The 17347-nt window shown below is 68.7% G+C and carries 12 protein-coding genes and 1 tRNA gene; 3 read left to right on the forward strand and 10 right to left on the reverse strand.

What is annotated here, in order from left to right; genetic code table 11:
• Positions 1-33 precede the first annotated feature (33 nt).
• From ACPEH1_RS04350 to ACPEH1_RS04360, 3 genes are read right to left on the reverse strand one after another with little or no spacing between them, the layout of a single operon-like run.
• Positions 34-3900 (reverse strand): YhdP family protein, encoded by a 3867-nt coding sequence (locus tag ACPEH1_RS04350; RefSeq protein WP_312710541.1) that lies wholly within the window; start codon positions 3898-3900, stop codon positions 34-36.
• Positions 3901-3945: 45 nt separating this feature from the next.
• On the reverse strand, positions 3946-5433 hold the full coding sequence (gene rng, locus ACPEH1_RS04355) for a ribonuclease G (RefSeq protein ID WP_136003158.1): 1488 nt from the start codon (positions 5431-5433) through the stop codon (positions 3946-3948).
• Complete coding sequence (locus ACPEH1_RS04360; protein ID WP_017356324.1) at positions 5426-6034, reverse strand: Maf family nucleotide pyrophosphatase; 609 nt, start codon at positions 6032-6034, stop codon at positions 5426-5428. Before ACPEH1_RS04360 ends, rng begins: the two co-directional genes overlap by 8 nt.
• 130 nt (positions 6035-6164) lie before the next feature.
• Here ACPEH1_RS04360 and ACPEH1_RS04365 point away from each other — a divergent pair, with 130 nt between their 5' ends.
• From ACPEH1_RS04365 to ACPEH1_RS04375, 3 genes are all read left to right on the forward strand, one after another.
• Positions 6165-6899, forward strand: coding sequence for an SIMPL domain-containing protein (locus tag ACPEH1_RS04365; RefSeq protein WP_423715322.1), 735 nt, complete (start codon positions 6165-6167; stop codon positions 6897-6899).
• A gap of 211 nt (positions 6900-7110) precedes the next feature.
• A complete protein-coding gene (locus ACPEH1_RS04370; RefSeq protein WP_136003157.1) occupies positions 7111-7779 on the forward strand; it encodes an energy transducer TonB in 669 nt (222 codons plus the stop codon).
• A 174-nt stretch (positions 7780-7953) separates the two neighbouring features.
• Complete coding sequence (locus ACPEH1_RS04375; protein ID WP_136003156.1) at positions 7954-10752, forward strand: TonB-dependent receptor; 2799 nt, start codon at positions 7954-7956, stop codon at positions 10750-10752.
• Positions 10753-10954: 202 nt separating this feature from the next.
• Here ACPEH1_RS04375 and ACPEH1_RS04380 read toward each other — a convergent pair.
• The 7 genes from ACPEH1_RS04380 to leuS all read right to left on the reverse strand — a co-directional run bounded on the left by ACPEH1_RS04380 (position 10955) and on the right by leuS (position 17228).
• A tRNA-Asn gene (locus ACPEH1_RS04380) sits at positions 10955-11031 on the reverse strand.
• 69 nt (positions 11032-11100) lie between these two features.
• Complete coding sequence (rlmH, locus tag ACPEH1_RS04385; RefSeq protein WP_136003155.1) at positions 11101-11571, reverse strand: 23S rRNA (pseudouridine(1915)-N(3))-methyltransferase RlmH; 471 nt, start codon at positions 11569-11571, stop codon at positions 11101-11103.
• An 84-nt stretch (positions 11572-11655) separates the two neighbouring features.
• On the reverse strand, positions 11656-12090 hold the full coding sequence (gene rsfS / locus ACPEH1_RS04390) for a ribosome silencing factor (RefSeq protein ID WP_136003154.1): 435 nt from the start codon (positions 12088-12090) through the stop codon (positions 11656-11658).
• Positions 12091-12148: 58 nt separating this feature from the next.
• The gene (nadD, locus tag ACPEH1_RS04395) at positions 12149-12814 is read right to left on the reverse strand and encodes a nicotinate-nucleotide adenylyltransferase (protein WP_166473304.1); all 666 of its coding nucleotides are present in this window, start codon (positions 12812-12814) and stop codon (positions 12149-12151) included.
• A 3-nt stretch (positions 12815-12817) separates the two neighbouring features.
• Positions 12818-13855, reverse strand: a complete 1038-nt coding sequence (gene holA / locus ACPEH1_RS04400) for a DNA polymerase III subunit delta (protein WP_136003152.1) — start codon at positions 13853-13855, stop codon at positions 12818-12820.
• 27 nt (positions 13856-13882) lie between these two features.
• On the reverse strand, positions 13883-14479 hold the full coding sequence (lptE, locus tag ACPEH1_RS04405) for an LPS assembly lipoprotein LptE (protein WP_017356013.1): 597 nt from the start codon (positions 14477-14479) through the stop codon (positions 13883-13885).
• Between the two features lie 103 nt (positions 14480-14582).
• Entirely contained in the window at positions 14583-17228 is a 2646-nt protein-coding gene (gene leuS, locus ACPEH1_RS04410; protein ID WP_017356012.1) for a leucine--tRNA ligase, read from the reverse strand.
• Positions 17229-17347: the final 119 nt, after the last annotated feature.

Consider the following 17347-nt stretch of genomic DNA (forward strand, 5'->3'; position numbering starts at 1 on the left):
GGTCGCCATCGCAACCCGGGCGCGGGAAAAGGGTCAGCGCGGGGTCGGGCGGGCAGGGGCCGGGGCCGGCTTGGGCGCATCGTCGCGGTCGATCACTTCGACCTTGGGTTCGGCCCAGGGGCCGGTCACACGATAGGTTTTGGCGCCGATTTCGCCCAGCGGCTTGGACAGCACCGCGTTGGCGGCGGCGCCCACGGCGGCGCCGACCGGGCCACCGGCGACCGCGCCGACCACGGTCAGCAGGTTGCCGGCACGCGGATTCACGTCGATCGTCTGGTCGAACTGCTGGCGGCGCAGGTCTGTCTGGCCGCGGATGCTGATGTTGGCCGCCGGCCCTTCGATCAGCACCTTGTCGGTGGTGGCCATGCCGCCGGCGAATGCCAGCGTGCCTTCGACCTGGTTGAAGGCGAATCCCTTGGAGAAGAAGTCGCGGAAATCGAACATCAACCGGCGCGGCAGCTGTGTCACGCTGAGCAGGCCCAGTACGCGTCCGGCGCCGGGCTCCAGCTCCAGCAGCTGGCCATTGCGGGCATGCACGTCCAGGCGCCCTTCCAGCGCGCCCAGCTGGAAGTCCGACGGACCGCCCGGCCAGCCGGCCTGCAGCTGCAGCTGGCCCTGGCCACCGCGCAGCTGGCCGCCGTAATCCAGGTTCTTCATCAAGCCCCCCAGATCCTCGCTCTTCACGTCCACCGTGAGCTGGGTACGGGCGGCCGCGCCCATGCCCATCCAGCGCCCACGGACATCGATGGCCTGCTTGGGCGAGCGGAACTGCAGCTGGTCCACGCTCAGGCCATTGGCCATCGGGCGGGTCCGCAGCACCGCCTTGCCCAGCGTGGCCTTGCCGAACTGCAGGTCGTCGATGTCCAGCGACAGCGGCGGAATCCTGGCCGGGTCGGTGTCGTTGGCGCTGGCCTGCACCCGTGCCGCCAGCAGCGCGTCGCTGGGCAGCACGATCGGCGCGCCATCGCCCGGCGCCTTGACCGGCGTCGGCAGCGACTGCCAATGCACGCGGCTGAGCGTGCCGGAGATGGTGCCGCCATCGGCATTGGGGACATCCAGGCGGCCGGCCAGCGAGGGCCCGTCCAGGCGCACGTCCACGCTGTTGCCGGTGGGGCGCAGCTGCAGACGGGTCTGCTGGAACACGCCACCGGCCAGCAGCAGCTGGCCGACCTGCACATCCACATGCCGCAGCGGCATCGGGTCCTTGCCGTCGTCGCCGCCCGGCGAGCGCGCCAGGCCGATCCACTCCAGCGCATCCAGCGAGCCGCTGCGGCCATTGACCACCAGGCCGCTGGCCGGCGGCTCGCGATCGACCTGGCCACTGCCGAGGGTGACCTGCACGCCGGTCTGGTTGTTGTGCATGCGCGCGGCCAGGGCCAGGCGCTGGCCGAACGCCACATCCACCCGGCCACTGCCCATCGGCAACTGCGCTGCCACCGAGGTGGCCAGCGGCACGTCGGCCGGCTTGTCCAGCGGCGCCGGCAGCTCCAGGCGCGTGCCGACCAGGTCCGAATGCAGACGAAGCTCGGTCGGTGCCGGCGTTCTGCTGCCGGCGGCGACCTTGGGCAGGGTCACGCCGATGGTCCAGCGCGACGTTCCGTGGATGTAGGGCTTGAGCCAGTTCAGCTCCGGCGCGCGGTCGAGCAGGCCGCCGGCGTCGAGCGAGGCGGTCAGTTCGGATTCGAAGGCTTTCTGGGGGTCCTGCACATAATCGCCGGCGCGCAGGCTGAGTACGCCGTCCTGGCCGAGGTGGCGCACCGACAGCAGGTTGGCGTCGAAGCCGCCGCGCCCGTAGCGCGCCTGCCCGCGCATGGCATCGAAGGCCAGCTCGAAGCGCTTGTCCGACAGACTGGCACCGTCCAGCTCGACGGTGCCCTGCAGGTGCCCGCCGGGGTCGCCGTGGTGCAGCGGCTGCAGCAGGTCGAAGGTGACCGCGGCCGGTCCCTTGGCGGTGAGGTTGTCCAGGGTGTCGCCGTAAGTGGCCTGCAGCGGGCTGCGGCGCAGCATGGCCAGCAGCGCGCCGGCATCACTGCGGGTGGTCGCCTTTACGTACAGGCCGGTCTGGCCGAAATCGGCAATGCCGGCATCGAAGTGGTTCACCGCCACCCCGGCCAGGTCGCCACTGCCGTGCAGCTCGAAGCCGGGGCCGATGAAGGCGATGCCGGCGTTGACCTTGTCCATCGTCGGCCAGTCGTGCTGGAAACGGATGCTGCCGTTGTCGATGTGGCCGGTCGCCTCGAACCGTCCGTTGTTGTGGTCGAACGGCCAGTCCTCCAGGTCGCCGGTGACCAGCCCCACGCCGCCGCGCACCTGCCCGGACACCAGCGCGGCGTCGAGCCAGTCAGTGGCGCCCTTGCTCATCCTGGAATGGATCCAGAAGCGCTTGGCGGTGGTCATCGGCACGTCATCGATCTTCGCCGCCAACTGCAGCCACGGGCGCGTGCCATCGCCCTGGAACCACACCCCACCGCGCACATCGGCGGCATAGTCGGTGCCCTGCACGCGCAGTGCCGGAGTGCCGATCCGCCAGCCGCCGGCCTCGTCGCGCCAGGCGACCATGCGTCCGGCCAGACGCACGTCATGGCGCTGGCCGAAACCGGTCGGCCAGTCGAAATGCATCACCCGTGACGGCACCAGGTCCAGCGCGAACCCATCGGCGTCACCGGTAACGTGGCCACCCACGCCGCTCAGGCCCGGGGAATGCCCGGCCGGCGCGAAGCGGATCTCATCCAGTTCACCCTCGATCGACAGCCGACCGCCCTGCTCCCCGGCCACCCGTACACGGCTCATCCGCACCTGCGGCGCGGCGGCGTGCAGCCAGCCGCGCAGGCCCGGGTCGATGCGGTCGCTCAGCGCCAGGCCACGCAGCAGTGCGGTGGCATCGAGGTTGTCGCCGGACAGCGCGAACTGCTGGCCGCCGGCGATCAGCAGGCCGTCCAGCTGCTGGGTCCGGCCTTCCATGCCGATCCGCAACCGCGGCGCATCCGCCCGCCAGCCCCCCTTCACCCAGCGCCAGCGGGCGCGCAGCTGCAGGGTATCCAGGGCCAGCTGCGGGCGGGTACCGTCGGCCAGCGGTGCGCCGCGCAGGCGCACGCCCTGCAGGTCGGCATCGGAGGTCACCATCACCACTTTGTTGTCGCGCAGGTCCACCCAGGCATTGAACTCACCGGTGCCCTGCTGCAGCGACACGCCACCCGCCTTGAGCAGGCCGGACCAGGCGCGGAAATCCGCAGGATCAGCCGCCAGCCAGGCCTGCCCGTCGCCGTGGTGGCGGTCGAAATCCACCACGGCGGTCAGCGGCTGCGCGGCCGGGTCGGCCCAGGCGCGGGCGCCCACCCGCAGCCGCTGGCCGTTCACGCGCAGGCGCAGGTCGATGCGTGGCAGTTCGGCCTGCAGGCCGATCGACGGCGCATCCACGCTCAACCGGCCGCCGATCACCTGCAGTTCGCCGAGGCGTCGCAACGTGTCCAGTGGATCGCCGCCGCCAGCCTGCGGCAGGCCGCGCACCGACCAGCGCCCGTCGGCGGCACGCTGCAGCACCAGCGCCACGCCGCGCAGGCGCAGCTCGGTCAACGAGTGGCCCGGCAGCAGGCCGGCATACATCGACACCAGCACCTCGGCTTCGCCGATGCGCAGCCCCTCGCCGGCCCCGATGCGCAGGCCCTTGAGCTGCAGCAGCGGGCCGCGCCGGGTCCAGGCGGTGTCCAGCCCATCGAACCGGACCGGCTGACCGGCGCGCGCGCTCAGCCAGGCCGCCACCTTGTCCGGGTGCCGCTCGGCCAGGGGCAGCAGCTGACTGACGGTGCCCACCAGCACCGCCACGCAGACCAATACGATCGCCACGGCGTACACAGCATGGCGGCGAATCCTTCGCAGTCGCAGTCGAAGCGGCGTACTCATCGCAACGCGTGGACGCCCGCGCCGCGCGGCGCAGGCGGATGACGGTCAGAGCAGCACGACATCGAACTGCTCCTGCAGATACTGCTCGTCGGCCTGGAAGCGGATCGACTTGCCCAGGAATTCCTCCAGCTCTGCCACCGCCGAGGATTCCTCGTCGGTGATGCGCGCCACGACCTTGGTCGAGGCGATCACCAGCAGCCGCGCGGCATCGAACTGGCGCACGGCCCGGGTGATCTCGCGGAAGATCTCGTAGGTGACCGTTTCGGCGGTCTTGATCGAGCCGCGGCCGCTGCATTCCGGGCAGGGCTCGGACAGCTGCCGCTCCAGACTTTCCACGGTGCGCTTGCGGGTCATCTCCACCAGGCCCAGTGGCGAGAACTCGTACACGGTGGTTTTGGCATGGTCGCGGGCCAGTGCCTTTTCCAGGGTGCGGAGCACCTGGCGGCGGTGCTCGGCATCGTCCATGTCGATGAAGTCGATGATGATGATGCCGCCCAGGTTGCGCAGCCGCAGCTGGCGCGCCACGGCCTGTGCCGCCTCCAGGTTGGTGCGGAACACCGTCTCCTCGAGGTTGCGCTGGCCCAGGAACGAACCGGTGTTCACATCGATGGTGGTCATCGCCTCGGTCTGGTCGATCACCAGGTACCCGCCCGACTTGAGCGGCACCTGCTTGTCGAGCGCGCGACCGATCTCGTCCTCGACCCCGAACATGTCGAAGATCGGCCGGTCGCCGCTGTACAGCTCCAGCTTCTCGGCCAGCACCGGCATGTACTTGGCCACGAAGGCCTGCAGCTGGGCGAAGGTCTCCTTGGAGTCCACCTTGACCTTGTCCACGTCCTTGCGGATCAGGTCGCGCACCGAGCGCAGCGGCAGGCTCAGGTCTTCGTAGATCACGCTGCAGGGCGCGGCATCGCGGCCGCGCCGCTCGACCACGTTCCACACCCGCGACAGATAGGCCACGTCCTCGGCGATGGCTTCAGCGGGCTGGCCCTCGGCGTTGGTGCGCACGATGTAGCCGTAGCCGCCGTGCTGGGCCGACAGCTCGGTCACCAGGCTCTTCAGGCGGGCCCGTTCGGCCTCGTCCTCGATCCGGGCCGAGACCCCGACCACCTTGGACTGCGGCAGCAGCACCATGTAGCGCGAGGGAATGCTGATCTGGGTGGTCAGGCGCGCCCCCTTGGTGCCGATCGGGTCCTTGACCACCTGCACCACGATGTCCTGGCCGTCACGCAGCAGTTCCACGATCGGCACCGACGACGGCGGCGGCAGCGTGGTGCCTTCGGTATCGGCGCTGGCCACCGGGGCGGGCCGGATCACATCGTTGGCGTGCAGGAACGCGGCGCGCTCCAGCCCGACCTCGACGAACGCCGCCTGCATGCCCGGCATCACCCGCTGCACCTTGCCCTTGTAGATGTTGCCGACCACGCCACGACGCCAGCCGCGCTCGATGTGCAGTTCCTGCAGCATGCCGTTCTCGATGACGGCAACGCGCGTTTCGCGCGGGGTGACATTGACCAGGATTTCTTCAGACATGGACGACACCCTCCGTTGGCGTGGTGGAAGCAGCGGGCGGAACGCCAAACGCCTGCAGCAACTGCTCGGTCTGTTGCAGGGGCAATCCCATCACACCCGAATAGCTTCCCGCCAGATGGCGGATGTATCGTTCGGCGCCGCCCTGGATGGCATAGGCGCCGGCCTTGCCCATCGGCTCGCCGCTGGCCACGTAGGCTGCGATCGCGTCGTCGCCGATGTCGATGAAACTCACCTCCGACACCACCAGGACACTGTCGTGGCGGCCGGCCGCGGCCAGCGCCACCGCGGTCATCACCTGATGGGTACGCCCGGACAGGGCGCGCAGCATCGCGCGGGCATCGGCGGCATCGGCCGGCTTGCCGAACACGCGGCCGTCGAGCACCACCTCGGTATCCGAGCCAAGCACCACGGCCTGCGCGTCGTCGGCGACCAGCGCCAGACCCGCGCGCGCCTTGTCGGCCGCCACGCGCTGCACGTAGTCGGTGGCCGATTCGGCGGGGCCGCGGATTTCAGGCACGTCCAGGTCCAGCGCGCGGAAGGGCCGGTCCAGGCGCGCGAGCAGCTGGTTGCGTCGGGGAGATCGGGAGGCAAGATAAAACATCGCGGAAGCATAACCTGTGGCTACTGTCTGAATCGCGAGCAACCGTGTCGAAACGTGATCGACCCCGGCAAAGCTCACGACACGTTCATCGCCCCGACACCAACCTCAACGCCTTCACAAGGAGATGTACATGCGCCGCCATTCGTTGTCCCCCCTGCTGCTTGCCCTGTCCCTTGCCCTGGGAACCTCGATGACCGCACACGCCCAGTCCCAGCCCGCCGTTGCCGTCGCAGCCGACGGCACCCTGCTCAATATCTCGGCCAACGCCGAGGCCCGGCGCGTGCCCGACGTGGCCACGCTCTCGGCCGGCGTGGTCACCCAGGCCGTCGATGGCAACACCGCCATGCGACAGAACGCCGAACAGATGGTCAAGGTGCTGGCGGCGATCAAGGCCGCCGGCATCGCCGAGCGCGACGTGCAGACCAGCGGCGTCAACCTCAGCCCGCAGTACCGATATGCGGACAATGAAGCGCCGAAGATCACCGGCTACCAGGCCAGCAACACGGTCAGCCTGAAGGTCCGCGACATCGCCAAGCTCGGCAAGGTGCTCGATGCGCTGGCCGCGCAGGGCGCCAACCAGATCAACGGCCCGCAGTTCGAGATCGACCAGCCCGAGCCGGTGTACGACGAGGCCCGCCTGGCCGCACTGAAGAAGGCCCAGGCCCGCGCCGAGACCTATTCCAAGTCGCTCGGCCTGCGCGTGCGCCGCATTGTCAGCATCTCTGAAAGCGGTGGCGGCAACTTCCGCCCGGTGATGATGCGTGCCGCCGCTGCGCCGATGGCCGCCGACGTCGCCACCCCTGTCTCGCCGGGCGAATCGACCGTCTCGGTCAACCTGGACGTGGTCTTCGACCTCGGTCGCTGAGCCTGCCGCCACGCGGTTCCCACGACGGCGCCCCAGGGCGCCGTCGTGCTGTCCCGCGCCGGTTCCTGAGCGCCAGTGAAACGGCTCCCCCGCGCATGGCTTCCGGGGCATGCCCTGCTCCGGTATTGCTGTCATTGCGCGGCCTCCTCTCAACCCCGCAGGCCGCGCTGGCACGTTGATGTTCCCGCACATCTGGCAAGGAGAGTGGAGCATGGTCCGTACGCAGCCCCCCGTGATGCCCCTGCAACTCGATGTTTCCCGCGTGCTCGGTTGGAGCACGGCGCTGGCCCTGCACGTGCTGGCCTTGATGCTGCTGCTGATTCCGGCCGCGTACGTGGCCGCGCCTGCCCAGCGCGACCGCCTGTCCGTGCGCTGGATGACCGCCACGCCCACCCCGCCGGTGCCGCCACCGGACATCGTGACCGTCGACCCGACGCCGCCGAAGCCCGCCCCGGCGGTCCCGACGCCACGGGTCGCGCCGCCGCAGGCCCCGCCGACCGCCAGCGCCGACGATCGCCTGGCCGTGCCGCCGCTGCCGGCCAGCGAGCCGGCCATGCCCTCGCTGGAGCCGTCCACCGCCGTCAGCGGCGGGCCACCCGCGCTGGGCGTGCAGCTGCAGTACCGCAGCGCGCCGCCACCGGCCTATCCGATCCAGGCCATTCGCGACGGTCAGCAGGGCACGGTGCTGCTGCGGGTCCGGGTGGGTACCGACGGCCGCCCCAGCGAGGTGACGATCGAGCGCAGCAGCGGCTCGCGCACCCTGGACAGCGCCGCCCGCCTGCAGGTACTGCGCCACTGGCGCTTCGTCCCGGCCATGCGTGACGGCCAGGCAGTGGTCGCCGACGGCCTGGTGCCGGTGGACTTCTCGCTGCCCCGATGAGTCCATACGGCGGGGCGCCTGGACGACGCCCCGCCCATTTCCCGACGGACGGCGTGGCGGGTTAAGCAATTTTTCACACTTACGTCACCTGCTGGAAACCTAGATTGGCGCCGTCGGCCGCCGTCCCGGTGCCGATCTTTCGCCATCGTAGGTTTTCCAGTCAGGAGAGAAGCTGTGAAACACCCGGTCCAACGGCTCGACAGCAGCCGCCGCAATACTCTGGCCCATTCCATTTCCACCTCCCTGACCGGCAGCATGCTGCTGCTGGCGGGCGCACTGGCCAGCTCTTCTGCCTTCGCCCAGGAGCAGGCCACCAACCTGGACCGGATCACGGTCACGGGTTCCAACATTCCGCGCACCAACACCGAGACCCCCTCCCCGGTGCAGGTGGTGACCCGCCAGGAAATCGACCGCACCGGCAAGACCACGGTGGCCGAGTACCTGCAGACGCTCACCGCCGACGGCGCCGGCTCCATCCCCAAGACCTTCGGCAACGGCTTTGCCGGCGGCGGCGCCGGCATCTCGCTGCGCGGCCTGGGCGCCGGCTCCACGCTGGTGCTGTTGAATGGCCGCCGCATGGCCACCTATGGCCTGGCCGATGACGGCCAGAAGGTCTTCACCGACCTGAGCACCATCCCGCTGGACGCGGTGGAGCGCATCGAAGTCCTCAAGGACGGCGCCTCGGCCATCTACGGGTCGGACGCCATCGCCGGCGTGGTCAACATCATCCTGCGCAGCGACTTCAACGGCGCCATCCTGCGCGCGTCCTACGGCCTGTCCGGCGACAGCGACGGCGATGCCAAGAAGGCCACGCTGACCGCCGGTACCGGCGACCTGGCCACCGATGGCTGGAACGCGTTCTTCAGCCTTGACGTGGGCAAGACCGACGCCATCAAGATCAGCGACCGCAAGAACCGCAAGTGGATCGGCACCGGCGACATCCGCCGCTGGGGCTACGATGCCGGCGATGCGCAGTTCCTCGGTGGCGCCTACCTCAGCGGCGGCACCGCCGGCGGCACCGGCCCGAACGGCTCGGTGTTCGACAGCACCGGCCATCTGGTCGCCCTGCCCGGCTGCGCCGGCCTGACCACCATTCCCGGCCAGACCGATGCCACCGCCCAGGCCCAGGGCTGCCTGTGGGATCCGGCGCAGCAGTTCCGCGACCTGACCCCCGAAGAGAAGTACGTCAACGTGTTCGGCCGTGCCAGCTTCGCCTTCGGCGAAGGCGGCGAGGTCTACACCGAGATCGGCTACTCCAAGAAGGAGACCGTGTTCTCCAATACGCCGTCCGGCGTGTCCGGCGGCTGGGGCTATCCCGGTGGCCCGGTCAATGCCAACAGCGGCCCGGGCGCCACGGTGCTCGGCCCCACCCACCCGGACAACCCGATTCCCGGCCAGGCCTCGCGCCTGCGCTACTCGGCCTGGGACGTGGGTCCGCGCGTCACCAACAACACCAACGAGTTCAACCGCTTCCTGGTCGGCGTCAAGGGCAACTGGGGTGAGTGGAGCTACGACACCGCCTACCTGCATTCGGGTACCGACCTGACCAACAAGCGCACCGGCTTCCTGCGTTACAGCGCGGTCCGCTGTGCGCTGGGCGACCCGAACTGCGCCGGCGGCGTGTGGCGCATCGGCGACAACGCCGGGCAGAACACGCAGGCGCTGTATGACTTCATCTCCCCGACCATCAGCGCACGCGCCAAGTCCAGCCTGGACATGTTCGATTTCACCGTGTCGCGCAGCCTGATGGACCTCAAGGGCGGCCCGCTCGGCCTGGCCCTGGGTACCGAATGGCGTCGTACCAGCAACAGCCTGACCCCGCAGACCTACACCGACGTGGGCGACATCATCGGCCTGGGCTACTCGGCCTATGACGGCACCCAGAACGTGTACGCCGGCTACGTCGAACTGTCCGCACCGGTGCTGGAGCAGCTGGAACTGTCCGCCGCCGTCCGCTACGACAAGTACGAAAGCGGCGAAGGCAAGGCAACGCCGAAGCTGGGCGTGAAGTGGACCCCGGTCGACTGGGTGGCGCTGCGCGCCAGCTACGCCGAAGGCTTCCGTGCCCCCAACCCGGCTGAAAACGGTGACGGTGGCCTGGCCGCCTTCTCCAACGCCCGCGATCCGGCCCGCTGCGCCGCCAGCGGCAACGATCCGGCCGAGTGCGGCGCCCGTCAGGTCGCCATCATCACCCGTCCCAACCCGGGCCTGAAGCCGGAGGAGTCCAAGAGCTACTCGGTGGGCATCGTGCTGCAGCCGACCTCCACCACCTCGCTGACCGTCGATGCGTGGGAAATCAAGCGCACCAACGAAATCGCCCAGGGCAGCACCGCCGACGCGATCGCCGCCGGCAATGTTCTGCGCGACAGCAACAACCTCAACGGGGTGCCGAACACCGGTACGATCCTGGCCGTCAACACCGCCTACGTGAACGCCAACTCGTCGCGCGTGCGTGGTATCGACACCGACATCCGCCAGACCTTCGACCTCGGTCCGGGCCAGCTCGAGCTGGACATGCAGTGGAGCCACGTGCTCAAGTTCGAGCGCACCGAAGGCAGCAGCACCGTCGATTACGTGGGCACCCACGGCAACTGCGATGTGACCAACTGCATCGGCACGCCGCAGGACCGCATCAACTTCGGCACCACCTGGAAGCAGGGCAACTGGAGCGTGAGCGGCGTCGCCAACTACATCTCCAGCCTGGACAACAAGGATGCCCGCGGCGGTTCGTACCTGGCCTTCTACGAAGACGGTACGCCGGTCGAGAAGATCTCCTCGTTCACCACCTTCGACCTGTCCGGTCGCTGGAACGTGACCGAAGCGTTCGAACTCAACGCCTCGGTGCAGAACGTGTTCGACAGGATCGCTCCGCTGGATCCGAGCACCTACGGCGCGGTCAACTACAACCCGCTGCACTTCAGCGGCGCGGTTGGCCGTTACTTCACCGTCGGCGCCAAGTACACCTTCAACTGATCCACCGCACGTAGCGAGCAGAAAGCCCGGGCATTGCCCGGGCTTTTTGTTGGCGCCCGCGCAGAGCCGGGTCCTACCCGGCTGCTCTGCGCGCATCCCCCACCACGATCAGTGCCGCGCTGCACGGAGCCAGCCGACCCGCGGTCGGCGCTACCAGCGATGCAAAAAAAAACCTCGCATCGCTGCGAGGCTTTTCAAAACTTGGCGCCCGAAGTTGGACTCGAACCAACGACCCCCTGATTAACAGTCAAGTGCTCTAACCGGCTGAGCTATTCGGGCGGGGTGCGCATTGTAACCAGTTTTTCGCAGGATGTAACCCGTTTTTCCGCAATTCGCTCGCGCTCGATGTCACGCCCGATGATACGGGTGGTTGGCCAGCATCGCCGCGGCGCGGTACAGCTGCTCGGCCACCACCAGGCGCACCAGCATGTGCGGCAGCGTCAGCGGCCCGATCGACCAGGTTTCATCTGCCAGCGCGGACACCTCCGGCGAGTGGCCTTCCGGCCCGCCGATCAGGAACGCCATGTCCCTGCCCTGTCCGCGCCAGTGCTCAAGACGCTGTGCCAGCTGCTCGGAGCTGAGCTGGCGGCCCGGCACGTCCAATGCCACCACATAGGCATTCTTCGGCAGGGCCGCGATCACCCGCTTGCCCTCGTCCTCCGTTGCACGGCGCGCGTCGCGGCCCTTGCCACGCAATCCAGGCTCGATCTCCACCAGCTCGAACGGCAGCCAGTGCGACAGCCGTTTCTGGTACTCGGCAAAGCCCTGCGCGACCCAGGCGGGCGCGCGTTCTCCGGTGGCGATCAACCTGGCTTTCATCTCACTGCTCCTGCTGGCGGCAGGTCTGCCGCAAAAACGACAACGGCGCCCTCGGCGCCGTTGTCCCGATCCACACCTGCGGCATCAGCGCGCGGCGTAGTCGTCTTCTTCGTCCGCGTCGTCGAGCAGGCTCGGCGGCTGGTCGCCGACCGTCCACAGGCGCTCCAGCGCATAGAACTCGCGCACGCGCGGCAGCATCACGTGGACAATCACGTCGCCCAGGTCGACCAGCACCCACTCCGCTTCGCGCTCACCTTCCACGCCCAGCGGCATCACGCCCAGCTGCTTGGCGAACTTCACCACCTCATCGGCGATCGACTTCACATGGCGGCTGGACGTGCCCGACGCGATCACCATGTAATCGGCGACGCTGGACTTGCCGATCACGTCGATCTCGACGAGATCCTTGGCCTTCAGTTCTTCGGTGGCCTTGCGCACGCACTCCAGCAACTGATCGTTGGACGGTGCGGGGCTGGGCAGTTGGACCTTGATGGTCTGGGGCTGGGGTTGGTTGCTCAAAGCGGGGAGACTCGATAAATGTGGGGCCGATTATACGGGGCGATGGGCGCCCGCGTATTCACGTCCGGGATGCGCCGTACAGGCCGCGGTCGGCGATGTACCCGGCCACCGCCGGCGGCACCAGCGCCTGCCACGGCCCTCCGGCCTGGATCTGCTCGCGCACGCGGGTGGCCGACTCGGGCCGCAGCGGGGCCTCCAGCCGCAGCACGCGGCCGCCGGGCGTTTCCAGCAGGTCCTGCTCGCGTCGGGTCCAGCGCCCCTGCAAGGCCTGCGCGAGGGCCGGCGGCAGGGCCCGGTCCAGGGCGCTGCCCTGGCGATCAGCCACAATGAAGTGGGCCAGCCCGAACAGGGCCTCCCACTGGTGCCACTGCGGCAGCCCCAGCAGGCTGTCGGCGCCCACCAGCCATGCCAGCGGCCGTTGCGGCCCCAACACCTCGCGCAGTTCGCGCAACGTGTCCACGGTGTAGGACGGCACGCCAGGCAGGCGCTCGGCGCGCTCCAGTTCCTGCCGGTCCAGCAGCAGTCCCGGCTCGCCGTCGATCGCCAGGGCCAACATCGTGGCGCGATCGGCCGCCAACGCGCCCGGTACGGCCCGGTGCGGCGGATCGGCCGCCGGCAGCAGGCGAACCGCCACCTGCAGCTGGTCGCGTGCCGCCCGTGCGATGGCCAGGTGGCCCAGGTGCACCGGATCGAACGTGCCGCCGTAATAGATGCGCAGCGGCATCGGTCAGGCGCGCGCCAGCAGGCGCACGGCGCGGGCCTCGGCCACGGCCAGCAGCAGCCGCTCCAGCGCCAGCCAGGCGTCGCCGTCGGCGCGTCCCTTGGCGATGCGGTCCACCAACCCGGCCTCGGCCACAAACCGCTCCCAGCGCTTGGGCTCGGGGTGGCGCTGCAAGGCGCGCTTGAAGGGCGCCTGGCGCGACTCCCAGATGCCACGGCTCTTCATTTCGGCGGCCAGGTTGCCACCCCGCGCCTGCACCCGCGCCAGCCCGGCCGTGGCCAGCAGTTCGCGGATCACGATCGGGGTCAGCGCCGCCACGGCTTCGCCTTCGCCGCGCAGGCCGGCGAGCATGCGCAGGACCGCCGCTGGCTGCCCGGAGAAGGTGGCTTCCACCAGCCGGAACACGTCATAGCGGGCGGCATCGGCCACCAGCGACTCCATCGTCTCCACGTCCAGGGTCTGGCCCTTGGCGAGCAGCGCGAGCTTGTCGATTTCCTGCGCGGCCGCCAGCAGATTGCCTTCCACCCGCTCGGCCAGCCGCTGCACGGCCGGCGGATCGGCGCGCAGGCCGTGCTGGCGCAGGCGGCGCTCGATCCAGTCGGGCAGCTCGTGGGGTTTGATCGCCCAGGCCACGGACAGCACGCCGACGCGGCCCACCGCCTCGGCCCACTTGCCCTGGTGGGCCTTGCTCCAGTCATTGCAGGTGATCAGCAGGATCACGTCCGGCGCGGGGTTGGCACAGAACTGGCTGATCACTTCCGCGCCGTCCTTGCCCGGCTTCCCGCTGGGCAGGCGCAGCTCCACCAGGCGCCTGGCACTGAACAGGCTCGGCGCATTGAACGTCGCATCGAGCTGGTTCCAGTCGAAATCGCGGCCGTCGGCGTCAAACACCTCACGTTCGCTGATGCCGTCCCGCCGCGCACGGGCGCGTACCGCATCAGCCGCCTCCAGCACACGCAGGGTTTCCGGCCCGGCAATCAGATACACCGGCAGCAGGGCCTGGCTGGCCGGCTGGCTGGCAAGCTGTTCGGGGCGCAGTTCCATGCCGGTGCCCGGTCCGTGCGGACCGGGTCAGTTGCCCTGCGGCGGATCGACCGGCTGGGCCGGCGTCGCCGCCGGTTCACCCGGCTTGGCCGACAGTCGGCCGTGTTCCATCTCGGCACGCACCACGCTGTCGATGCGGCGCAGGATCGACGCGGACATCTCCCGGCGCAGTTCATCGGCGAGGATCTCGCGCTCGGTGGTCGTACCGGTGGCGTCGGTGGGCGGCGACACGTAGTCGCGCGACAGTTCGATCACCTGCTGCGGCACCAGCACGCTGCCGTCTTCGCGGCGGAACACGAAAATCACCGCGTAGCGCAGGCTGTATTCCTGGGCGCGGCCCTGCGCGTCGATGGCGATCGGCAGGTCGCCCCAACGCTCGGACACCACCTGCAGCTGTGCCACCGGCACACCGTCGGTGCTGTCATCGACACTGTCGGCATCGGCGACCACCGCGCCGGAAGACTGCAGCCCGCGACGGAGCAGCTTGGCCAGCTCGCTGTACGGGGCAGTGGAAACCACCTTCACCGCCGCCGCATCGGCCGGCAGCATCAGCTTGTTGCGCAGATGGAAGCCACAGCCGGCAAGGGTGGTGGTCAGAACGAGAGCAAGCAGGAATCGGGTCATGGGCACAGTCTGGGGGAGCCGGGCGGGCGCGGCAACAGGCATAGAAGATGCCCGATGCCGCGTGAACGTCGGTTGAGACCGGAGGCAGGGTTCGTGACCGCCCTCAGGCGGCCACGATGTTCACGATCTTGCCGGGCACGATGATGATCTTGCGCACGGTCAGGCCGTCGAGGAACTTGGCCGCATTCGGCTCGGCCAGACCCAGCGCCTCGATCTGGTCACGCGTTGCATCGGCGGCCACTTCGATGGTGCCACGCAGCTTGCCGTTGACCTGCACCGCCAACGTCACCGCATCACGCACCAGTGCACCGGCATCGACCTGCGGGAACGCCTGGTCTTCCAGCAGCGTCTCGGCGTTGCCCAGCACCTGCCACAGCGCATGGCTGGCATGCGGAGTGATCGGGTTGAGCAGCAGCACGGCCGCCTGCAGTGCTTCCTGGCGGACCGCACGGCCCTGTGCGGAAACATCATCGAACCTGGCCAGCGCGTTCATCAGTTCCATCACCGCGGCGATGGCGGTGTTGAAGCTGTGGCGGCGGCCGTAGTCGTCGCCAACCTTGCCGATGGTTTCGTGGGTCTTGCGACGCAGCGCCTTCTGCTCGGCGTTCAGCGCGGCCGCATCCAGCGCCGGTGCCTGGCCGTCGGCCGCATGCTTCTGCACCTGCGCCCACAGGCGGCGCAGGAAGCGGGCCATGCCATCCACGCCGGCTTCGTTCCATTCCAGCGACTGTTCCGGCGGGGCGGCGAACATCGAGAACAGGCGCACCGTGTCGGCGCCGTACTTGCTGACCATCGCCTGCGGGTCCACGCCGTTGTTCTTGGACTTGGACATCTTCTCGGTGCCGCCGATCTCCACCGGCAGGCCGTCGGCGATCAGCGTGGCGCCGGTGATGCGGCCGCGCTCATCGCGCTGTACGTTCACGTCGGCCGGATTGATCCAGTCCTTGTCCTTCGGATTCTCCGCGTTCCAGCGGTAGTAGGACTCGGCGATCACCATGCCCTGGCACAGCAGGTTCTGCGCCGGCTCGTTGCTGTCCACCATGCGCGCATCACGCAGCAGCTTGTGGAAGAAGCGGAAGTACATCAGGTGCAGGATCGCGTGTTCGATGCCACCGATGTACTGGTCCACCGGCAGCCAGTAGTTGCCGCGCTTGTCCACCGCATCACGGGCGCCCGGCGAGGTGTAACGGGCGTAGTACCAGCTCGACTCCATGAAGGTGTCGAAGGTGTCGGTCTCGCGCTCGGCCGCGCCGCCGCAGTCGGGGCAGGTGGTCTTGCGCCATTCCGGATCGGCCTTGATCGGCGAACCGGTGCCGACGAAGCTGACGTCTTCAGGCAGCACCACCGGCAGCTGTTCTTCCGGCACCGGCAACGCACCGCACTTGGGGCAGTAGATCACCGGAATCGGGCACCCCCAGTAGCGCTGGCGGCTCACGCCCCAGTCGCGCAGGCGGTAGTTCACGCGGCGCTGGCCCTGGGCCTTGCGCTCGAACCGTTCGGCCAGCGCCTCGAAGGCGCCCTGGAAATCCAGGCCGTCGAACTCGTCGGAGTTGATCAGTTCGGTCTCGCGGGTCTTGTCCCCGTACCAGTCCTGCCAGCGCGTCGCGTCGTAGGCGCCCTCGTCCTTGCGCGGCGACTTCAGCGCGATGACCTGGCGGATCGGCAGGTTGTACTTGTTGGCAAATTCATTGTCGCGCTGGTCATGGCCCGGTACGGCCATCACCGCGCCGGTGCCATAGCCCATCAGCACGAAATTGGCGACCCACACCGGGACCTGGGCCCCGGTGACCGGATGCACGGCGCGCAGGCCGGTATCCATGCCGCGCTTCTCCTGGGTTTCCAGTTCGGCCTCGGAGACGCCACCCTGCTTCATTTCGGCCAGCAGTGCGGCCAGCGCCGGGTTCGACTTCGCCGCGTGCTGGGCCAGCGGATGTTCGCCGGCGATCGACACAAAGGTCACGCCCATCACCGTGTCCGGGCGCGTGGTGAACACCCGCAGCGGGTCCAGCGCGCTGCCGTCCACGTCGCGCACGTCGAACTGGATTTCCAGCCCTTCGGAGCGGCCGATCCAGTTGCGCTGCATGGTCTTGACCGACTCCGGCCAGCCCGGCAGCTCATCCAGGCCGTCCAGCAGTTCCTGGGCGTAATCGGTGATGCGCAGGAACCACTGCGGAATCTCGCGTTTCTCCACCAGGGCACCGGAGCGCCAGCCACGCCCGTCGATGACCTGTTCGTTGGCCAGCACGGTCTGGTCGATCGGGTCCCAGTTCACCACCGCGTTGCGGCGGTAGGCCAGGCCCTTGCGCATCAGACGGGTGAACATGCGCTGTTCGTGCACGTAGTACTCGGGCGTGCAGGTGGCGAATTCGCGCGACCAGTCGATCGCATAGCCCAGCGATTTGAGCTGGCTGCGCATGTGGCCGATGTTGGCGTAGGTCCACTTGGCCGGCGCCGTCTTGTTCTTGATCGCCGCGTTCTCGGCCGGCAGGCCGAACGCATCCCAGCCCATCGGCTGCAGCACGTTGTGGCCGGTCATCCGCTTGTAGCGGCTGATCACGTCACCGATCGTGTAGTTGCGCACATGGCCCATGTGCAGCGCACCGGACGGGTACGGCAGCATCGACAGACAGTAGAACTTCGGCTTGTCCGAAGACTCGTTGACCTCGAAGGCACGGGTGGCGTCCCAGAATTTCTGGGCGACGGATTCAACCTGCTGCGGGTCGTAGACGTTGGGTTCGACGCTGGTCATGGAAACACGGATGCGGCGGCAAAGCGGCACAGGGTACCGCAGTGCGGCAAAGGGCTCCAATCGGCGCGATCATCTGCCCTCGCCGAAAAGGTCATCTCGTTGAATTGTCAGGAGATTGA

It is taken from the genome of Stenotrophomonas sp. NPDC077421, assembly GCF_049545505.1.
Classification (GTDB): Bacteria; Pseudomonadota; Gammaproteobacteria; order Xanthomonadales; family Xanthomonadaceae; genus Stenotrophomonas; species Stenotrophomonas nematodicola.